Below are 18,857 nucleotides of genomic sequence, written 5' to 3'. Positions count from 1 at the left end.
TCTGTGGAGAAAATATGTCTACTTCAGTGAAAATCGTGCGCTTTCATGCAACGGGCGGTGCGGAAGTGCTGCGTATCGACGAGTTGCCATTGCCTGAGCCGGGTCCGGGTGAGGCGCGTCTGCGTGTCAAGGCCATCGGTCTGAATCGTGCGGAAGTCATGTTCCGCGAAGGTCAGTATTTTCTTACCCCCAATCTACCCTCGAACATCGGCTACGAAGCATCGGGAATTGTCGAGGCCGTGGGGGAGGGCGTTGACCCCGCCATCCTTGGCCAGGTGCGATCCACAATGCCGGCGTTTTTGATGAATGCTTATGGGGTCTACGGTGAAGCCGCCATCGTGCCCGTCACCGCGCTGGCCGCCTATCCTGAGCGCCTTTCCTTCGAGGAAGGAACGAGCATCTGGATGCAGTACATCACGGCCTACGGCGCCATCGTCCACAACGGGCGCCTTGCGAAGGGCGACCATGTTGTGCTGACCGCTGCCACCAGTTCGGTGGGCATCGCTGCGATCCAGGTCTCCAAGGCGGAAGGCGGCATCGTGATTGCGACGACGCGTGGCGCAGACAAGCGCGATGAACTGCTGGCGGCGGGCGCCGATCACGTCATCGTAACTGATGAAGAAAATGACATCGCGAGCCGAATCATGGAGATCTCCGGTGGCATTGGCGCAAAGATCATCTTCGATGCGGTCGCGGGGCCCGGCATTCTCGACCTGGCCAGAGCCACTGCGGCAGATGCACTCATCATGGTCTACGGTACCTTGTCCCCCGAGCCCACGCCGTTTCCGGTGTTCGAGGCTTGGGGGCAAGGCGCGCAGGGTCGGCCCTTTCGCATGATGGGCTATACGATGTTTTCGATCACGGGAGACCCGGAGGCGCTGGCGCACGCCCAGCGCTACATCTACGAAAAACTTGACAGCGGACACATCAAGCCGCGCATCGATCGCGTGTTTCCGCTATCGCAAATCGTGGACGCGCATCGATATATGGAAAGGGGCCAACAGGTCGGCAAGATTGTCGTTGCGGTCTAAGTTAGCGCTTTTCCTCCCCCCTTCGGAGGCCTTAAAGTGTGATGAGAAAGTAATCGAAAATCGTTTTCGGTGGCGTTTCATCGCGGACATATCGAATTTCCCTCTGCATGGTACTATGGCATAACGAAATCGTTTTCGATAAGGATCGTCAATTTTAGGAGCCAGAACATGAGCTTTCGTACCATCAACCCGGCCACGGGCCAGTTTGTGAAGGAGTTTCCGCTGCAGTCCGACTCGGAGGTCTTTGCGGCGCTGGATACGGCGGACAAGCGTTACCGCGAGGACTGGAAATTCCGGCCGGTAGCCGAGCGGGCGGGCATCGTGGCGCGAGCCGCGCAGATCCTGCGAGAGAAGCGTGACGAGTACGTCGGGTACGCGACCGTGGAAATGGGCAAGGTGACCCGCTTCGGCCACATGGAAGTAGATCTCGTGGCCGATATCCTCGACTATTACGCGAGGAACGCCGAGAAATTCCTTGCCCCGCAGGCGCTGCCGGGTGAACCCGGCGCGTCCCTGGTGTCCGAGCCGATTGGCGTCCTTCTTGCCATTGAGCCGTGGAATTTCCCGTACTACCAACTGGCCCGCGTGGCCGCGCCCCAGTTGATTGCCGGCAACGTGGTGCTGATGAAGCATGCCGAAAGCGTGCCGCAATGCGCGCTGGCTTTCGCTCGGCTGTTCGAGGAAGCTGGAGCACCCAAGGGCGTCTACACCAACTTGTTCTGCAGCATCGACCAGATCGGCAAGCTGATCGACGATTTTCGGGTGCGCGGCGTTGCGCTGACCGGCAGCGAGCGTGCCGGGACGTCAGTTGGCGAGCGCGCCGGCCGCAATCTCAAGAAGGCCATTCTCGAACTTGGTGGCAGTGATCCGGCACTGATCCTGGAAGGCGCGTCGCTCGAACACGCCGTCGAGCAGACGGTGATGGGCCGCACGTTCAATTCGGGCCAGGGCTGCGTCAATATCAAGCGCGTGATCGTGGTGGGCAAGGATCGTGGCGCGAAGATGCTTGCTGCGCTGAAGGAGCGATTTGCCGCGATCAAGGTGGGCGATCCTACGGACGAATCGACCCTGCTTGGCCCGCTTTCGAGCGCGCGCGCGCTGGAGGGATTGCTCAAGCAGATCAGCGACGCCCAGATGGCAGGCGCGCAGATCGTTCACGGCGGTAATCGCGTCGACCGTCCCGGGTTCTATCTCGAGCCTACGATCATCACCGGTATCACGAAGGACAATCCGCTGTATTACCAAGAAGCTTTTGGCCCGGTGCTGTCCTTCTATGTTGTGGATAGCGAGGAAGAAGCCATCCAGCTCGCGAACGACAGCAAATACGGCCTGGGCGCGTTCGTCTTCGATGTCGATACCGATCATGCCACGGCAGTCGCCGGGCGGATCGAAGCCGGCATGGTCTATATCAACTCCTGCTTTGCCGACTCACCGGCGCTGCCGTTCGGCGGGGTCAAGAACTCTGGCTTTGGGCGTGAGCTGGCCGAGCTAGGTATCGGCGAATTTCTCAATCGCAAGCTGATTCGCGTCGCCTAAGGAGAACGGCCGTGGAGGCCTGTCGTGTGGCACCGCGGCCCATTTCGCAGGAAACCATCGCATCGAGCACATTGCGGGGGATTGGCCAATAATCGAACAACATCCGCTGTGTAGGGCGGCGCAAGCGTATGACCGCATGAAGAGCAGGAAGGCACGCTTCAACATCGTCCTCAGACCGGATCGCTAAATATCAAGTGGGAAAACTATCATGCAGGAAAGAAAAGGTGGCTGCCTGTGCGGGGTAGTCCGTTATGTGCTGAAGGGCGAGCCGCAAGCTGCGGCGATCTGCCATTGCAGGCACTGCCAGAAGCAGAGCGGCAGCCTGTTTTCCATCAACCTCTTTGTGGCCGAGGCCGACTACACGCAGCAGGGGGAGACGAAGTTCTTTGAAGACGTTGGCGATAGCGGGCAACCTTCCTATCGGCATTTCTGCGACAACTGCGGATCGGCCATTTTCACGAAGGTGTCGATTATGCCCGGCGTGGTGCTGGTGAAGGCGGGCACGCTCGATAGCCTAGAGGGCGTTCAGCCGCCGCAAACCGAGATCTACACGGCACGGTCGGTGCCGTGGCTTGCGCCGGTCGAAGGGGCCAGCAGGTTCCCGCTAAGCCCCTGATGCCGCCGCTTCAGCTACCGGTATAGATGGCTTCGCGGCGCTCGGAAAAGGCCGCGATGCCCTCGTGCGAGTCGCGCGTCAGCAGCAGTTGCCGCTGAAGCGCGGCTTCTTCATGCAACGAGTCTTCCAGCCCCGTGTCGTAGCCAGCGAGCACCGCGCGGCGCGCCGCGACGACAGCTAGCGGGCCATTGGCGGCGATCTGGCGCGCAATCGCCAGCGCCGCCTGTTCCAGTGAATCGGCTGGCACGAGTTCCGTGACCAGCCCGTGATTCAGGGCGAAGGTCGCGTCAAAGGTGTCGCCAGTCAGGATCATCCGCATGGCCACGCCCAGCCCGGCAACCTTGGCCAGCCGTTGGGTGCCGCCGCCACCGGGCAGGATTCCCAGGCGTACCTCGGGCAACCCGAAGCGCGCGTTTGGCGTGGCGATGCGGATATCGCACGCCAGCGCCAGTTCAAGGCCTCCTGCCACACAATGACCGTCGATTGCGGCAATCGTCGGCTTGACGACGTCGTGCGCTCCGGTCATTCCACCGAAACTGATGATCGATGTGGGCGTCGCGCTGGCCGCGATCTCGCGCCGGTACGGCAGGTAGTCGCCGATATCCGCGCCGGTGCAGAAGGCGCGTCCTCCCGTGCCGGACAGAATGGCTACGCGTAGCTGAGGATCCTCGTTATAGCGCTGCCAGGCGTTGGCCAACGCCTGGTCGTGTGCAACATCCAGCGCGTTGTGCCGATCGGGACGGTTGATGGCGATACGGGCTATGGTGTTGTCGATGACATGGAAGTCGATGGACATGGCTTGGGTTCCGCAGAATGCATGGTTGAGGTGGAAGGGCCCGCTCAGCGCGGCCCGCCTGGAATGGGTATGACGACGCCGCGTTCAAGCCACGCGAGCAGACCGTTCATCGCGACGCCAATCACGGCCACGACAAACAGCACCGCGAACACGGCCGGAGCGTCGAAGTCGCGTTGGGCGGAAAGCAGCGTGCGGCCGATGCCCGGTTGTGTGGCCAGCATCTCCACGAGCATGGTGACGATGATCGCCAACGGCATTGCAACGCGCAGCCCGGCAATCACGGCCGGCATGAGGGATGGCGCGTAGATGTTTCTCAGCCGGCTCCAGCGTGAGAGCCGCAGGGTACGGCCCGTGTTGACGAGTGTGGGGTGCATGGTCCGCGTCGCTTGCTGGACACTGAGCAGCACCGGCCAGAGGGTCGCGAGTGCCACAACCGATACGGCCATGCCTGCGCTGCTGCCCACCAGCAGCATCGCGACGGGCACAATGGTCGGGGGCGGGATTGATCGCAGGAACTCAAGTGTGGGGGCTACGGTGTCCGAGGCGGCTCGCCGAACGCCGAGCGTCGCGCCGATGATGGTGCCGGTCACACCGGCCACCAGCACCGAGAGCAGCACGGTCGTCAGTGTGGCCATCACGGCCGATGGCAATTCGCCCGTCGCCGTCATCGCGGCACCCTGTGCCAGCCAGGCTTGTGGCGGTGGCGCGACCAGGGAATCCGGATCGCCGAGCGCCGCCCACGCGCACAGGAGCGCCGCCGGCACGACAAGGCCCGCCAACGATTGAGTCAACTTGTTCATGGGACGGCTCCTTCAGGGTATTTGGGCCAGGCCTGGCAGCAGGCGCCGGATGGCCAGGTCAAGGGCCTGGTTGGCGCACACGCCAAGCAGCCCGATTGCCACCAGATAGGCGAAGGTCTCGCTCGCGCGCATGGCTTCCTGCGCGCTGACCAGACCCCATCCGAGGCCAGCCGGGTTGCCCACCATTTCCGCCACGACACTGACGACGAGGCACAAGCTGAAGCTGAGCCTCGCGCCGACGACGATGTGCCGGAACGCCGCCGGCGTGACCACGCAACGCCATGCGTGCCATCGGCCCAGATGCAGGGTGGCCGCCACCTCGAAGATCCTGGGGTGAAGGCGTTCGATGCCAGCGCGACTGTTCAGGATGAGCGGCCAGATGCTGGCGAACACCGTCACCGTGATTTCTGTCTTCCACGAAAACCCGAATACCAGCACGGCCAGTGGAATGAGCGCGACAGCCGGCAGTGGCCTGAGCAGTTCGATCGACAGCGACAGCGCGGCGCGCAGCGCAGGGCTGTAGCCCAGTGCGACGCCAAGCGGAATGCCGACCAGCAGGCACACAGCCCAGCTTGCCAGCGCGGCCGCAAAGGTGTGGGCGGCATCGGCCAGCAGCCGGCCGTCGACGACGGCATCGAGCAGGCCGTGCGCGATCTGCACGGGAGTCGGCAGGATGTACACTCCGGGGTACGCTAGGGCGGCCCATTGCCAGGTTGCGACCACCGCGAGCGGCAATAGCCATGCAAACGATCGGGATAGCGGGGTCATCGGGCAGCTCCATGCAGGCGTTCCAGCAAGGTGTGCCGTGCATGCAGGTAGGCGGGCATTTCCTTGGTGGCGATTTGGTCGCGCGTGGCGGGAAGGTCGGGACAGATCTCGGAGGCGATCCGCCCGGGCGAGCCGGCAAGCAGCACCACGCGGTCGGCCAGGTAGATGGCCTCGTCCACGTCATGGGTGATGAAAACGATGGTGGCGCCCGTGCTGGCCTGTATGTTGCGCAATTCGTCCTGCAACTTTGACTTGGTCATGGCATCTAGCGCGCCGAAGGGCTCGTCCATCAGGAGGACTTTGGGCTCCAGCGCCAGGGCGCGGGCGATCTGCAAGCGTTGCTGCATGCCGCCAGAGAGCTTCGCGGGGTACTCGCGCTCCACGTGCTTGAGGCCGACCAGCTTGAGCGCGGTGTCGATGCGTGCCTCGCGCTCCGCGCCGGACAGCGTGGCCTCGATGCCAAGCGCAACGTTGCCCCGCACGGTGCGCCAGGGCAACAGCGCATTGCCATAGTCCTGGAAAACGGTGACGACGCCTTCCGGCGGGCCTGCGAACGGCTTGCCTTCGTAAAGGATGGCGCCTTCGGTGGGCGCGCAAAAGCCGCCCAGCGCGCGCAACAGCGTGGTCTTGCCCGTGCCGGACCCGCCCACCATGCATAGGAACTCCTGCCGGCCGATCTCCAGGTCGATGCCCTGCAGTACGACCTTGTCACCGGTGGCGGCGGCGAGCCGGATTTCCGCGGCTGCGCAGTGAAAAACAGATCTGTTCATGGCTGGCTGTCGGAAAGAGTGGAGCCGGTGGCACTGGGGGTCTGGCGGATGGCGCCCACTGAGGCCGAGGCCTTGGTCCAGGTGTCGATGTCACTGTCGCTGATTCGCGTTGTGTAGGCGGGCAGGCGAACCTTGCCCGCGACCGCCTCGGGCAGCCGCGTCCACTTCATCAACACGGCACGGGCGGCCTTGTCTTCCTTGCCGATGTACGCAATCGCGTCATCGAGCGCGGCACGCCACGCGCCGACGGCGTCGCGGTGGTTCCTCGCCCATGGGCCGTCCGCCATCCAGCAGGTCAGAATCACGGGATCGCCAACCGACAGCATGGGATTGCCCAGGCTTTTGACGGGACTCTTCATCGGCGCGGACGCAAAGGGTTCGACGATTTCTGCGGCAGCAACGCGACCTGCAGCCAGTTGGTCGCCCATGTTGGCGAAAGCCATCTCCTGGAACGCGACGTCCTTGGGGTCGATGCCGTGCTGGCGCAACGCGTTCAAGGTGGCAACGTGGATCACACCGTTGAGCGAAGGCGTGGCCACGACCTGGCCCTTCAGGTCGGCAATGCTGCGCACAGGGCCATTGGCATTGGCAACCAGGCGCATTTGGGGGTTTTGCGACAGTTCCTGTGTGTTGCCTGCGATGCCCACGACGTCGAGCTTGCGCAACCGCGCCTTGATGATGTCGATGGGCGTGCAACCCGATACGTCGAACTGGCGGCCGAGCGCGCCCAGCACTGTCGAAACGTTCTGAACAGTCGTAATCTCGACATCGAGTCCATGTGCCTGGAACAGGCCCTTGTCCTTGGCAATCCACAATGGCAGCCATGCGGCCGACACCACAGAAGCCACCCTCACACGCGTGGGCGGAGCTTGACTCGCGCGCACCATGTGTGGGGCGGCTGTCGCCGTCAATATCAGCCCGCAGGCAAGCAGTCGAAAGGGGGATGGCATGGCAGTCTCCTTGAAGTAGTCGGGACTGTACCGAAAACGTTATCGTTAGCGGGAGTCCGTACTTTCCCTGATCTACGCGAGCTTTGTATTGACTGTGTCCGCCTAGCGACATACTGTAGCATCAACTAAACCGAAAACGTTTTCGGAAACGATAAGGAGAAGGTGATGAGACGTATGGATTTGGTATGTGCGGTTGCAATGTGCCTGGCAGGAAGCGCGGGCGCGCAGACGGCGTGGCCGACCAAACCGGTCCGCCTAGTTGTGCCGTATGCGGCAGGCGGACCCGTGGACAACCTGGCCCGCGCCCTGTCTGTGCAACTGTCCACGCTGTGGGGTCAGCCGGTGGTCGTCGACAATCGGCCAGGTGGCAACGAAGTGATTGGCGCGGCTGCAGTGGCCAAGGCGGCGGGCGACGGCTACACGCTGTTACTGGCCACCGATGCGGCTGCGACGCTGAATCCTTACGTGTTCACGAAGTTGCCTTACGACCCCGTCAAGGAACTGGCGCCGATTACGCGCGTGGCCATGGCCAACATGGCGGTTGCCGTCTCGAACTCGCTACCCGTGACCGACCTGCGCGGTTTCGTGGCTTATGCAAAGGCGCACCCGGGGCAGATCAGCTATGGCTCGGCCGGCATCGGCAATGTCACCCACCTGTCCTTGGCCTGGTTCGCAAAGGAGAATGGCATCGAGATGGTCCATGTGCCGTACAAGGGGTTGGCCCCAGCGCTGCAGGATGTGATGGCCGGCACGATTCAGGTGACCATCGGCGCAGGGTCCGTGGTGGGGCCGTTTGCGCAAGGCGGCAAGGTTAAGGCTCTCGCCATCAGCGGAAAGCACCGGGCTTCGATCCTGCCCAACGTGCCGACGTTCGCCGAGGCGGGCTTCCCGAAGTTCGATGCGAGCTTCCCATTTAGCCTGCTGGCGCCTGGCAACACGCCCGAGTCCCTGCGGCAGAAGATCTATGCAGACGTGAAGAAAGTGGTCATGACCGATCAGTTCCGGACCGAGAATCTGGAAAAATACGCGCTGGACCCGGTGCTCGACTCGCCTCAGGAGTTTGCCAAGACGCTGGTCAAGGACCGCGCGCGCGCTGCGGAAAAGGTGAAGGCTTCGGGCGCGCAGCTCGATTAGCGGGCAGGACCAACAGACCGACACGCATTCACTGCGGCGCATGTCTCCGGAGCCTGGAGGCATGCGCCGTTTCGACACTTGCAACACAGACATGCCCATGGAAGACGACGTCTACTTCTTTCGCCCCGAGGCCGGCCATGGCCTGCCGCACGATCCTTTCAAGGCCATCGTCGCGCCCCGCATCATTGGCTGGATATCGAGCCTCGACGGTGCGGGGAATCCCAATCTCGCGCCCTACAGCTTCTGCTCGGCCGTGTGTTCCAACCCCTATGTCATCGCGTTTTCCAGCGAAGGCTACAAGGACAGCGTCCGAAACATCGAGGCCACGCGCGAATTCGCCTGGAATTTCGTCAGCCGGGAACTGGCCGAGCCGATGAATGCCACGTCTGAACCGGTGGCGCATGGCGTGGACGAATTCCGGCTGGCTGGCATCGAGTCGGCGCCAGGGCGTGCGATCCTGGTGCCGCACGTGGCGGCGTCTCCTGCCGTGATGGAATGCCGGCTGCTCAGCGTGACGGAGCTCAAGGACCTGAACGGCGTGTCCACCGACCACTGGGTTGTTTTCGGTCAGGTCGTGGGTGTCCATATCCGGCGGGAATATTTGCGTGATGGCCAGTTCGATACGTTTCTTGCCGATCCGGTACTGCGCGCAGGATATCGGGCGGACTATATGCACGGCGGCAAGCGATTAGAGCTCTATCGGCCCTACTGATCGCAATCCGGCAGGCAAGAGGGAAAGGCTCACGGTTTCATGACGGTGAGCCTTTTCTTTTTGGGGCAAAGCTAAGCGGGTGGTGCGCGTAGCTGACCGCTGGGGGCAGCGGTCAGCGTGCGCGCTTCAACTGTGCCAGGTGTCGTGCGTGGCGATGGCGGACGGTCCATACCACGGCCCGCAGCACCGAGACGCGCGATGTCCGCAACGCCTCGGTGCATCCTTCCAGCACCGAGGCATCGGGAAATATGCGCAATTCCGCCGCGCTTCCCAGTGCGACGGCAATCTCGGACAATGATTGGGAGGCAATTGCATTGCGGAGCAGGCGGTCAAGACGCTGCTGGACCGCCTGCTCCAGATCGCCTTCGCGACGCGCCTGCGCGGTGACATCCTTCACGCAGGCGCGTATCCGATGCAGCAGTTCGCTGGTCGACAGTGCGTCTCCTGCGAGGGGGCGAGGGGCGTTGTGCATATGCATGCCCTCCTGCACTGTGAGCGGGAAGCGGATGCCGGCGTTCAGCTTTCGTCCGCCGGCCGCAGGTGCGCACCGGCTTCGTGCTCGATCCGCAGGTACAGCGTTTCGGCCATGGGCTGGCGCATCTCCTCGAGGATATGGCCGACCAGGCCTACCGAGCGGGCTGCTACCGCGAGGCCGCGGCAGATCTTCCATGGGATCCCCATTTCGGAGGCCACCGCTGCCATGGCACCGGTGACGTTGACGGGGAGCGCGCGGCCAGCTTGCCGTTCGGCTTCGCTGCCCAGGGCCTCCATCAGCCGGATATAGGGGCCGTCGAATCCCGTCTCCTTGGCTACCTTGAACAGTGCTGGCGTGCGGGGGTCGATCGGTTTGTGGAACGGATGGCCGATGCCCGGAATGATTTCCTTGCGGCTGCGATAGCCGGCGACGATGTTGCCGGCGAGCGCCCCAATGTCGATACCTTCGTCGTTGCCGTCGGGCAGCGATTCCTGCAGCAGGCGGGCGGCATTGTCGAGGGACCCCACGAATACCGACCCGAGCCCGAGCAGCCCTGCCGCGACGGCGGCCTGAACCGACTCGGGCGCACCGCAGTACGTCATGCGGGTGGCAAGGGACGATGGTGTGATGCCGTGTTCGACGAGGATCACCATCATGGCGTTGAACATGCGCAACTCGTTATTTACGGGCAGTCGACCGAAAATCTGGAGAAACGCCATCTGCCCAAAATCGAGCTTTCCCACGATATCCTCGCAAAGATCGAGACCGTGGATGACCACGCGTTTCGGCGTGGCCCAGGCGATGTCGGAGCGGATTTCCTTTTGTTTCATGATGTCTTCCTCCTGGATTCCTGCTGGGTTGGTTCGGTTTGAAGGTGGTCCTTGGCGAGATCGCGCAGCACGTGCTTTAGGATCTTGACGCCGTTCGGGCCGTCGACTTGCGGGAAGCGTTCCAGCGCGACGATGCGCCGCGGCATCTTGAAGCCGGCGATTCCGCGCTTGCAGAAGTCGAGCAACTCGGCTTCGCTGGCGTGGCCATCGCCAGCGCGGATAAAGGCCACGGCTACATCCCCTTCGCCTTCCTGATGCACGCCCACCACCTGTGCGGCAGCCACGGCAGGGTGGGTGACCAGGAACTCCTCGATCTCGGCGGGGTCGACAAGGTAGCCGCGCAGACGTAGCGTGTCCTTGAGTCGCGAGAGGTACTGGAACGCGTTGCCGTCGGCGCGCGCGAGATCGCCGGTACGCAGCCACCCATCGGCGGTGAATGCATCGGCAGTGGCCGCAGGATTGTTCAGGTACCCAGCCGTGATGTTGTAGCCGCGCAGTTGCAGCTCGCCTTGCTCGCCTTCGGGGACTTGTTCGCCGGTGGCCGGGTCGGCAATGCGAAACGCAATGTCCGGCGAAACGGGGCAGCCGCCGGCCATGCGCCTTTCTTCGGCTTCCGCTTCGGCGTTCCGCATCGCAGCCAGGGCGAAACACTCCGACATGCCATAGAGCGCCGTGAGCGGTACTCGCCATCCATCCCACGCTTTTCGGATAATGCTGCCCCCGAGGCCCGCGAATTCGGCGAAACCTCCACGACGCCATCGGCTCAGATTACAGCCCGGCACGTTGAGGACCATGTCGAGCATGGCGTCGGAGCCGTAGAAATGCGTGACATGGTGTCGGGCCATGGCTTCGGCAGCGGCCTGCGGCTTGAATACGGGCAGGAATACGCACGCAGCGCCGGCCGCAAGCGATGCCAGGGCAACGGTGAATCCCATGACTCCGTACAGCGGCAACGCGCACAGCGTGGCATCGCCGGGGCGCATATCCGTCGCCTTGGCTACGTTGAAGGCGTGAGTTACGATGCCCGCTTGGCTATGCATGGCGAGCTTCGGCTTGCCCGTGGTACCAGAAGTACTGAAAGTGCACCAAGGGTCAGACCCGGACCCGTCCATCGTTTCGAGAGGCGCAAAGGTACTCCACATAAACACATCGCTGACGGGCACATCGACGACATGCTTTAGGGAACTGACGGAGAGCTGGATGGCTGACGCCGCTTCGATATAGTCAAAATCGAGGAAACGCGTTGGCACCACCAGCATGCGCGCCTGCGCGGTATTAACGACATGCAGGGCTTCGGACGTGCGCAGGCGCGTGCTGACCGGAACTATGAGCACGCCCAGTTGTGCGGCGCCGAACAGCAATTGCAGCCAGACGGCGCCATCGGGCAGCCAGACCGCCACCGTGTCGCCCCGGCGCAGGCCCATCTCCTGGAGAAAGCTGGCCGCGCGTTGCGATGCAACCTTAAGTTCGAGCCGGCTGACGGACTTGTCGCCTTGGTGGAATGCCGGAAGTTGGGGTGCGTAACTATCAAGGATTTGCTGAGGCATGGCGACGTTCCTCACTGCGCCAGCGCAGCACGTGCGATCTGCAGGCGCTGCATTTCGGACGTGCCCTCGCCAATGCGGAACGCTCGCGCATCGCGATAAAAGCGCTCGACTGGAAGCTCGCACATATAGCCCATCCCGCCAAAGATCTGCAGCACGCGGTCACTGACACGGCAGCCCATCTCGCTGGCAAACAACTTGGCGCGCGATGCGGCGATACGCGCGCTGGGGTCGCCCGCCTCGACCAGTTCGGCCGCACGACCGATCAACAGGCGTGCGGCTTCGATATCGACATCGTTGTCAGCGATCATGAACTGGATGCCCTGGTGTTGGCCGATGGGGCTACCGAAAGCCTTACGTTCGTTGGCGTATTCGCACGCCATGGCCTGCGCGCGTGATGCCAGGCCCAGCGAGCGGCTGGCTGACAGCAGCCGGTCCTGGTTGATCGAACTCATCATGCCGAGGAAGCCTGTGTTTGGCGCGCCAAGCACGTCGGCATCGGGCACGAAGCAGTCTTCGAGAGTAAAGCCGTTCAGGTGGTAGCCCCGCCAGCCCATCTTCTTGTACCGCGTCATGCCGACTACCCCAGGATTGCCCTGGCGCACGATGAAAGTACCGAAGCGGTCCTTGAGTGATGCCGCCGGGTCCGTCACGGCCAGGACGATGATGTAGTCGGCCGTTTCGGCATGCGAGATGAAATGCTTGCTGCCGTTGAGCTGCCATCCGCCGGACACCTTGATGGCCCGAGTCTTCAACCCGCCAAGGTCGGAGCCGGAATTTGGCTCGGTCAACGCATAGGTGATGGTCTTCTTGCCTGCGAGGACGTCGGGTAGGAACGTCTCGCGTTGCGTGGCATCGACTTGCGTCAGTTGCAGTGGTAGGTGCCCGAAGACCTCGCTCAACGGCACGGAGGTGTAGGTCAGTTCTTCCAGAATCGCCACCTTGGCTGCCGCTGAAAGGCCCGGTCCTCCGGCGGATTCGGGAAGGTTGAATCCGTACAGACCGAGTTCGGCCACTTCGGCACGCAGGCGCGCCAGCAACGCTGTATCGACGTCGTCGTCGGTCTCGATTTGCTGTTCGAGTGGCACCAGCCGCTGGCGCACGAAGCGGCGGGCTGTCTCGCGAATCATCGACAGTTCTGTGTCTTGGGTAGAGTGATGCATGAGTTGCTCCTCGGTGAATTTTTACTAAGATCCGCTCTCTCATCGAAAACGTTTTCGAGAAGAGTAGGGGTTGCTTGATCGTAAGTCAAGGGTAAGGCGGGGAGTCAGGGTGAAAACGGTTTCGAAACAGGTAGTCGGGGGCGTGTCGGTGAGCGATAATGGCGCGCAAAGCACCCTAGGGAATGCAATTGGACATCAAGGAATTTGCCGCCCATCTGAAACTGTCTGTGAGCACCGTCTCCAAGGCCATCAACGGACGTGCGGACGTGAGCCGCGAAACGCGCGAGCGTGTACTGAAAGCCGCGGCCGAGCTTGGTTTCAGCCCCGATCCGGCCGGACGGCGCCTGCGCCGTCAATCATCGGACACGATTGGCTTTGTTATCTCGGCGCCGCAGACGCAGTTCGCGCATCCGTTCTTCCTGAACATGCTTGCCGGCATTGACGAGGCGTTGGACGGCACGAACTTCCAAGTCATCATCGCTTCGGGCCGAACCGTGGAGACGGAAATCGAAGTCTTCAGGCGCCTGGTCGAACGGCAACGTGTGGATGCACTGCTCTTCGGCCGTACCCGTCGCCAGGACGAACGCATTGAATACCTGCTCGAAAAGGACGTCCCGTTTGTAGCCTACGGGCGCAGCGACAGTTCTCAGGACTTCCCGTTTGTGGACATTGACCACACCGTCGTAGGCCGGGACGGGTGTGCGCGCTTTATCGCTTTGGGTCACCGGCGCATTGCGCTCATCCATTCGCCCGAATTTTTGATGTTCAGCCACTACGAGCGGCTTGGCTATGAGCAGGCGCTACGAGCTGCCGGTATCGAGATCGATCTGGCACTGTGTGTGGAAGAGGCCATGACCGAGGAGGGTGGCTTGCGAGCGGCCCGCCAGCTCCTGGCCCTGCCAAATCCGCCTACGGCTTTCGTCTGCGGGCATGACATGGTGGCCGTTGGCGCCATGCGGGCTATCGCGGAAGCGGGCAAGGTACCTGGCCAGGACATAGGGGTGATTGGCGGAGACGACCATCCCGTGGGCAGGTTGATCACACCCGCGCTGACCACTTTCTCGGCGGAAACCCACCGCGTCGGCAGGCGCATGGTCGAGATGCTGCTGGCCCGCCTGCAGGGCGCCGACTCCCGGAGCTTGCAAGAAGTCTGGTCTCCGGGATTAATACTGCGCTCGTCTGACGGCCCTCCAAGAGCGCGTTGATGCCCTGAGAATCAGCGTTCGGCGGGCAAGCGTTGGCTTGCGCTCTCGAAGCCCGCGTGCTACCTTATTTCGAAAACGTTTTCGAACGTTCACTACTAATTGAAAAGGAGGCGCTGAAGTGATTAAAGAGGCGTGTGGCATAGAGGGCTTGCTTGGGCGGTTTTCCTGCCGCCTGAAGCTGCGCAACTCGGATACAGACCAATTCCGGCACATCAACAATGCGGCCATTGCAACGCTGCTGGAAGAGGCGCGAATGGCCATCTTCAAAGAGGATGGCTTGAGCGGCTGCATGCAGGACAAGCACGTCGTCGTCGCGCATCTCGCAATCGACTTTATCGCCGAGATCTTCTACCCGGGGGAGATCGAAGTACGGACTATGCCAGTGAGCACGGGTAATACGTCGTTCGAACTGGCGCAGGCGCTTTATGCAGGCGAAAAGCTGTGTGCGCGGGCCAGTGCAACGTGTGTGTTGATGGACTCGAGTTTGAGCCGCCCGACGACCCTTCCCCAGCGCCTCCGTCAGCATCTGGCACCGCCCGTGCCGGTGTCGTGCGGCGGCTTAGGCCGATCACGAACTGGAGTGACGATGTGAAGAACTTTCAGACCTTGGACCTGGCACTTCGCGACGGCATAGGGCTCATCACACTGAACGACGTATCGCGCCGCAACGCGCTATCGCGGAGCATGGTTAGCGAGATGATGGATGCCATTGACCTGAGCAGGACTCTCGGCGCACGTGCGCTTGTCATTGCCGCGCATGGATCGACTTTCTGTGCTGGCGCGAACATCGACGATCTCCGCGATGGCTGGATGGAGCGTGCTGATCCAAAGAGCGATCCGGCCTTGCTGTTTCAGAAACTCGTGCAGGATGACCGCATTGTCGTGGCGGCAGTGCAGGGGCCCGCGGTGGGCGGAGGTTTCGAGTTGACGCTCGCGTGCGATCTCGTTGTTGCGGAGGATAACGCGTGGTTCGCGTTGCCCGAAGTCTCGCGGGGCGTCATTCCCAACACCGGTCTGGCTTTACTTCCCGCGATCGTCGGTACGCGGCAGGCGCTTCACCTCGTGCTGACAGGGAAGCGTTTGTCCGCCGCCGAAGCATTGCACTGTGGAATCGTCAATGAACTGGCGGGCAGTGGCAAGGCAGCGGATCAGGCTGTCGAGCTTGCGAAACGGATCGTATCCAATGCCCCGCCCGGAGCGCTGCGCGCAGCGAAGCGCCATTTGCATGCGCATTGGACCTATGACTGGGAGCGTGTCATCGGCTCCGTAACGGATGTGCCTCGGGCGGAATGGCAAGAAGGTTTGGATGCCTTTACGGAGAAGCGCCCGACGGAATTCGATCGGCTATGGCAACAAGCCCATCACGGAGATTAAGAATCATGCTGGAATACGTCAATGACTCGCGTGCGCCACTGCCCCGCGGCCACTACTCACAGGCTGTGAAGGCGAATGGATTCGTGTTCGTTTCGGGCCAGCTACCCGTTCTACCCGGCGACGACCTGAGGATTCCGCCTGGTCTGGATGCTCAGATCATGCAGGTGTTCGAGAATCTGAAGAACGTGTTGCTGGCGTCGGGCAGCTCCTTGCAGCAATTGGTCAGCGTGCAGATCTTCATTGCGGACATCGGCAACTGGCCGCGCGTAAATGAACTGTATGCCCATATCCTCGGCGATGGGACAGCGCCGGCGAGAACCGTCGTGCCATGTCAGCAGCTTCACTATGGGGCTGATCTCGAAGTGAACGCCGTTGCGCTGGTTAATCGCGTGTGAGCTGAAAATGGTGCTCCGTGACAGGAGCTTTGGCCGTTCTTCTAGAGAGAGTGGCCTTTTTTTTCGGTCGAAGGGTCCCGTCTTTGGTCTCTCGTCCAGGGAAGACCGAAGTTTGCTGTTGTTCGGCCATTCATGCCGGAGGAGCGGATGGCGGCTAATGGCCGCACGCGGCTGCGGTCATAAGGGCTGCCGCCGCCGGGACCGATCGCAGGCATTGACGCCAGAGCACGAACGACGCCCTCCCGGCTGCGCGCCGTGCTGCAAAATAGCTCCGGCCGGCTTCCTCATAGTACGGTGCCAACCCCGCTACCCACGGTGCCTGGGCTTCATCTTCCACATCGGGCGGCATGTGGGCGCGCGTGACGTGTACTCGCTTTGCTCAGTTCTTGATAAGTATGGTTATCATGTACCGCAAAAACAGCGCAGAGTGATTTATGAGGCTCTCGGTTGACCCGTCACCCCAACTGGGGGATGTGCCGCACGCCGCGCGCTGCTACAGTCCCGCGCAAGCTGCCCCGACGAGGGCGCCACCGGCCACGCGCCTGCGAAGGGAAGCGCGGCCCTTTCTATATAGATACGGGTTGGGTCCATGTTTCCACACGCTCTTGCCGGCGCGCGCGCTGCCGGCCTCGCCTTGCTCACCGCGGCGCTGCTCGCCGCCTGCGGTTCCGACGACAGTCCCCCGACATCAGCCGCCACGCCGGCGGCCTCGCGGCTGGTGGTCGACACGGGCAGCGCCGCGCCGGTGGCCGGCGGCACGTTGACTCTGAAGGCGATCTTGCTGGCGGCCGACGGCATCGAGCTGAAAGGCGCCAGCTTTGCGTGGACGTCCTCCGATCCAACCGTGGCTACCGTGGTGTCCGCCTCGGACAAGGCGCCGGCTGCGGTGTCGGCGTCGGTCGTGGCACCCGTCGGCACCTACGCGACGGTGCAGACCCTGGCCGCCGGCGCGGCCGACATCACGGCCACCGCGACGCTCGCCGACGGCAGCCGCATCACCAGCGTCACGCACCTGGTGGTCCAGGCTGCGCCTGCCAAGTCGTACACCCTCGTGCTGAGTCCAGCCACCGTTGCCGTGACCGCGGGCGGCGCGGCGCAGACCGTGACGGTGGCCGTGCGGCGGTCGGACGGCGTGGACGGGGTAGCGGATCTCACCCACTGGTCGTGGACCAGCGATGACGCGAGCTTCGTGGCGACGCCGGCCGCCGACGGCCGCAGTGCCCAGGTGACGAGTCCGAACTCAGCCACTGCGGCCGGCGCCGCGACACTGACCGCCTGCGCCGACGCCCCGGCCGGGGGCCGACTCTGCGCGAACGCTGCGCTGACGCGCAATGCCGCGCTGCCACCGACCTATACGGTAGGCGGCACGGTGTCGGGCCTCGCGACGGGCAAGAGCCTCCAGCTCGCGGACACCAATGGCGACTCCCAGGTGATCAGCGCCGATGGCGGATTCACCCTGCCCACGCCGCGGCAGGCTGCCTCTGCCTATGCCGTGACTGTGGCCGCGCAGCCGGCCGGGCAAACCTGCACAGTGGCGAATGGCGCCGGCGTAGTGGCCGCCGCAAACGTAGCGAGCATCGCAATTACCTGCGTGCAAGCGCAATTCGTGGTGGTGCCCAACCGGGCGGACAGGACGATCTCGGTGTATCGCGTGAATCCGCTGAATGGTGCGCTGGCCGCGGTGCCGGGTAGTCCGTTCCCGTCCGGCGGCCAGGTCAATGACATAGCGTTCTTGCCTTCTGGGCTTGGCGCATTCGCGGTCATGGTGGATTCAAGCACGATCGTGGGCTTTCAGCTGGATCCCACCTCCGGTGCACTGAGCGCAGTAGCGGGGGCGGTTCCGGCCGGCGGGGCACCGCAAGCGGTCACGATGCATCCTTCCGGCCAGTCGCTGTTTGTTGGCGCCGGTACCGGCATACAGGCTTACACCATTGCGCCAGGCACATTCAATCTCACAAGCACTGTGAGTGTATGGAACGCGGACGGAACCGGCCAGACCAGAGGCGTGGCAGTATCGCCAAACGGCAAATTCCTCTATGGCGCGAATGCGCGAGCCGACCAGGTGCTATGGGTCACTACTGACGAAAAAGGGGCCATTTCTTCTTTTCCAGACTTCTTTCCTGCGGGTGGCTCTGGGTCGAATCGCCTGACCGTTGCGCCCAATAGCGGCCATTTGTACGTGGCGAACTTCGGGACGAACACGATCGGCGTTGCGACGCTCGATGCGAGTGGGAATGCCAGTGGCGTGGCGAGTTTTCCGTCGAACACGGCCACGCCGGTGGACGTTGCGATCACGCCTTCGGGGAATTTTGTGTATGTGTTGGGGACCGCCAGCAACTCCATCGCAGGCTTTCGGCTGGATCCCACCTCATCGGACGGCCTGCCGGTCGCCGTGCTTCCTACGACAGCGGCGGGCGTAAATGGTCAGCGTCTGAGCATCGATCCCACGGGGCGTTATCTTTACACCCCGTCAATCACGGGCGCTCTGTACGGTTTCCAAATCAATGGTGCGACGGGCGCCCTGACGCCGGTTCCAGGCAGCCCCTTTGCCACGGGCAGCGTCAATACAGCCGTCGTCATCGTCGAGCCCAAGCCGTAAGAAAAAAAGCGGGCCAACCGGCCCGCTTGCATTGCAGGTGGCTCACTCCGAGGCGCACGGCATATTCCTCGTCGGTGAGCTTTTCCGTTTCACGACTGTGACAGAGACCCAGAGACGTCGCTTGCTGAGAAAGCGCTGCTTCTTTCAATGCATGGGAGT

At 62.7% G+C, this 18,857-nt stretch carries 19 protein-coding genes; 10 read left to right on the top strand and 9 right to left on the bottom strand.

The window, feature by feature from the left end:
* The first annotated feature begins 14 nt into the window (after positions 1 to 14).
* The 3 genes from ACOABP_RS30430 to ACOABP_RS30420 all read left to right on the top strand — a co-directional run bounded on the left by ACOABP_RS30430 (position 15) and on the right by ACOABP_RS30420 (position 3,183).
* Positions 15 to 1,031, top strand: coding sequence for a zinc-dependent alcohol dehydrogenase family protein (locus tag ACOABP_RS30430; RefSeq protein WP_474230821.1), 1,017 nt, complete (start codon positions 15 to 17; stop codon positions 1,029 to 1,031).
* Positions 1,032 to 1,199: 168 nt separating this feature from the next.
* Positions 1,200 to 2,567, top strand: a complete 1,368-nt coding sequence (locus ACOABP_RS30425; protein ID WP_474231366.1) for an aldehyde dehydrogenase family protein — start codon at positions 1,200 to 1,202, stop codon at positions 2,565 to 2,567.
* A 208-nt stretch (positions 2,568 to 2,775) separates the two neighbouring features.
* Positions 2,776 to 3,183: a GFA family protein gene (locus ACOABP_RS30420; protein WP_474230819.1), complete on the top strand. Its 408-nt coding sequence runs from the start codon at positions 2,776 to 2,778 to the stop codon at positions 3,181 to 3,183.
* A 10-nt stretch (positions 3,184 to 3,193) separates the two neighbouring features.
* Here ACOABP_RS30420 and ACOABP_RS30415 read toward each other — a convergent pair whose 3' ends face one another.
* The 5 genes from ACOABP_RS30415 to ACOABP_RS30395 form a co-directional block, all read right to left on the bottom strand.
* Positions 3,194 to 3,979, bottom strand: coding sequence for an enoyl-CoA hydratase/isomerase family protein (locus tag ACOABP_RS30415; protein WP_474230818.1), 786 nt, complete (start codon positions 3,977 to 3,979; stop codon positions 3,194 to 3,196).
* 44 nt (positions 3,980 to 4,023) lie between these two features.
* Entirely contained in the window at positions 4,024 to 4,779 is a 756-nt protein-coding gene (locus ACOABP_RS30410) for an ABC transporter permease (protein WP_474230817.1), read from the bottom strand.
* 12 nt (positions 4,780 to 4,791) lie between these two features.
* Positions 4,792 to 5,439 (bottom strand): ABC transporter permease, encoded by a 648-nt coding sequence (locus ACOABP_RS30405; protein WP_474230815.1) that lies wholly within the window; start codon positions 5,437 to 5,439, stop codon positions 4,792 to 4,794.
* A gap of 104 nt (positions 5,440 to 5,543) precedes the next feature.
* Complete coding sequence (locus ACOABP_RS30400; RefSeq protein WP_474230813.1) at positions 5,544 to 6,317, bottom strand: ABC transporter ATP-binding protein; 774 nt, start codon at positions 6,315 to 6,317, stop codon at positions 5,544 to 5,546.
* Positions 6,314 to 7,267, bottom strand: coding sequence for an ABC transporter substrate-binding protein (locus ACOABP_RS30395; protein ID WP_474230812.1), 954 nt, complete (start codon positions 7,265 to 7,267; stop codon positions 6,314 to 6,316). Before ACOABP_RS30395 ends, ACOABP_RS30400 begins: the two co-directional genes overlap by 4 nt.
* 285 nt (positions 7,268 to 7,552) lie before the next feature.
* On the opposite strand from ACOABP_RS30395, the gene ACOABP_RS30390 reads away from it, so the two are divergent.
* Positions 7,553 to 8,401 carry a Bug family tripartite tricarboxylate transporter substrate binding protein gene (locus ACOABP_RS30390; RefSeq protein WP_474230811.1) on the top strand — a complete coding sequence of 283 codons (849 nt, stop codon included), beginning with the start codon at positions 7,553 to 7,555 and terminating at the stop codon, positions 8,399 to 8,401.
* A 97-nt stretch (positions 8,402 to 8,498) separates the two neighbouring features.
* Complete coding sequence (locus ACOABP_RS30385; protein WP_474231364.1) at positions 8,499 to 9,113, top strand: flavin reductase family protein; 615 nt, start codon at positions 8,499 to 8,501, stop codon at positions 9,111 to 9,113.
* A gap of 112 nt (positions 9,114 to 9,225) precedes the next feature.
* Here ACOABP_RS30385 and ACOABP_RS30380 read toward each other — a convergent pair whose 3' ends face one another.
* The 4 genes from ACOABP_RS30380 to ACOABP_RS30365 are packed head-to-tail and all read right to left on the bottom strand — an operon-like array spanning position 9,226 to position 13,125.
* Positions 9,226 to 9,585: a hypothetical protein gene (locus ACOABP_RS30380; RefSeq protein WP_474230810.1), complete on the bottom strand. Its 360-nt coding sequence runs from the start codon at positions 9,583 to 9,585 to the stop codon at positions 9,226 to 9,228.
* A gap of 44 nt (positions 9,586 to 9,629) precedes the next feature.
* Positions 9,630 to 10,418, bottom strand: coding sequence for a citryl-CoA lyase (locus ACOABP_RS30375; RefSeq protein WP_474230808.1), 789 nt, complete (start codon positions 10,416 to 10,418; stop codon positions 9,630 to 9,632).
* Positions 10,415 to 11,965, bottom strand: a complete 1,551-nt coding sequence (locus ACOABP_RS30370; RefSeq protein ID WP_474230806.1) for an AMP-binding protein — start codon at positions 11,963 to 11,965, stop codon at positions 10,415 to 10,417. Before ACOABP_RS30370 ends, ACOABP_RS30375 begins: the two co-directional genes overlap by 4 nt.
* 11 nt (positions 11,966 to 11,976) lie before the next feature.
* Positions 11,977 to 13,125 (bottom strand): acyl-CoA dehydrogenase family protein, encoded by a 1,149-nt coding sequence (locus tag ACOABP_RS30365; protein ID WP_474230805.1) that lies wholly within the window; start codon positions 13,123 to 13,125, stop codon positions 11,977 to 11,979.
* Between the two features lie 188 nt (positions 13,126 to 13,313).
* Here ACOABP_RS30365 and ACOABP_RS30360 point away from each other — a divergent pair, with 188 nt between their 5' ends.
* The 5 genes from ACOABP_RS30360 (at position 13,314) to ACOABP_RS30340 (ending at position 18,698) form a co-directional block, all read left to right on the top strand.
* Entirely contained in the window at positions 13,314 to 14,330 is a 1,017-nt protein-coding gene (locus ACOABP_RS30360) for a LacI family DNA-binding transcriptional regulator (RefSeq protein ID WP_474230803.1), read from the top strand.
* 118 nt (positions 14,331 to 14,448) lie between these two features.
* A complete protein-coding gene (locus ACOABP_RS30355; protein WP_474230801.1) occupies positions 14,449 to 14,922 on the top strand; it encodes an acyl-CoA thioesterase in 474 nt (157 codons plus the stop codon).
* Positions 14,919 to 15,704 carry an enoyl-CoA hydratase/isomerase family protein gene (locus tag ACOABP_RS30350; protein WP_474230800.1) on the top strand — a complete coding sequence of 262 codons (786 nt, stop codon included), beginning with the start codon at positions 14,919 to 14,921 and terminating at the stop codon, positions 15,702 to 15,704. Before ACOABP_RS30355 ends, ACOABP_RS30350 begins: the two co-directional genes overlap by 4 nt.
* A gap of 5 nt (positions 15,705 to 15,709) precedes the next feature.
* Positions 15,710 to 16,099 carry a RidA family protein gene (locus tag ACOABP_RS30345; RefSeq protein ID WP_474230799.1) on the top strand — a complete coding sequence of 130 codons (390 nt, stop codon included), beginning with the start codon at positions 15,710 to 15,712 and terminating at the stop codon, positions 16,097 to 16,099.
* A 589-nt stretch (positions 16,100 to 16,688) separates the two neighbouring features.
* The gene (locus ACOABP_RS30340) at positions 16,689 to 18,698 is read left to right on the top strand and encodes a lactonase family protein (RefSeq protein ID WP_474230798.1); all 2,010 of its coding nucleotides are present in this window, start codon (positions 16,689 to 16,691) and stop codon (positions 18,696 to 18,698) included.
* Positions 18,699 to 18,857: the final 159 nt, after the last annotated feature.

It is taken from the genome of Cupriavidus sp. HE11 (assembly GCF_056097175.1).
The sequence above is the reverse complement of the archived record's forward strand: the minus strand, read 5'-3'. Positions and strand labels throughout refer to the sequence as shown.

What these genes read in the sequence shown, in the direction of transcription:
- ACOABP_RS30345 (WP_474230799.1), top strand. Translation starts at nt 15,710, where the DNA reads ATGCTGGAATACGTCAATGACTCGCGTGCGCCACTGCCCCGCGGCCAC.
- ACOABP_RS30400 (WP_474230813.1), bottom strand. Translation starts at nt 6,317, where the DNA reads ATGAACAGATCTGTTTTTCACTGCGCAGCCGCGGAAATCCGGCTCGCC.
- ACOABP_RS30410 (WP_474230817.1), bottom strand. Translation starts at nt 4,779, where the DNA reads ATGAACAAGTTGACTCAATCGTTGGCGGGCCTTGTCGTGCCGGCGGCG.
- ACOABP_RS30340 (WP_474230798.1), top strand. Translation starts at nt 16,689, where the DNA reads ATGTTTCCACACGCTCTTGCCGGCGCGCGCGCTGCCGGCCTCGCCTTG.
- ACOABP_RS30425 (WP_474231366.1), top strand. Translation starts at nt 1,200, where the DNA reads ATGAGCTTTCGTACCATCAACCCGGCCACGGGCCAGTTTGTGAAGGAG.
- ACOABP_RS30380 (WP_474230810.1), bottom strand. Translation starts at nt 9,585, where the DNA reads ATGCACAACGCCCCTCGCCCCCTCGCAGGAGACGCACTGTCGACCAGC.
- ACOABP_RS30370 (WP_474230806.1), bottom strand. Translation starts at nt 11,965, where the DNA reads ATGCCTCAGCAAATCCTTGATAGTTACGCACCCCAACTTCCGGCATTC.
- ACOABP_RS30375 (WP_474230808.1), bottom strand. Translation starts at nt 10,418, where the DNA reads ATGAAACAAAAGGAAATCCGCTCCGACATCGCCTGGGCCACGCCGAAA.
- ACOABP_RS30395 (WP_474230812.1), bottom strand. Translation starts at nt 7,267, where the DNA reads ATGCCATCCCCCTTTCGACTGCTTGCCTGCGGGCTGATATTGACGGCG.
- ACOABP_RS30420 (WP_474230819.1), top strand. Translation starts at nt 2,776, where the DNA reads ATGCAGGAAAGAAAAGGTGGCTGCCTGTGCGGGGTAGTCCGTTATGTG.
- ACOABP_RS30365 (WP_474230805.1), bottom strand. Translation starts at nt 13,125, where the DNA reads ATGCATCACTCTACCCAAGACACAGAACTGTCGATGATTCGCGAGACA.
- ACOABP_RS30430 (WP_474230821.1), top strand. Translation starts at nt 15, where the DNA reads ATGTCTACTTCAGTGAAAATCGTGCGCTTTCATGCAACGGGCGGTGCG.
- ACOABP_RS30415 (WP_474230818.1), bottom strand. Translation starts at nt 3,979, where the DNA reads ATGTCCATCGACTTCCATGTCATCGACAACACCATAGCCCGTATCGCC.
- ACOABP_RS30385 (WP_474231364.1), top strand. Translation starts at nt 8,499, where the DNA reads ATGGAAGACGACGTCTACTTCTTTCGCCCCGAGGCCGGCCATGGCCTG.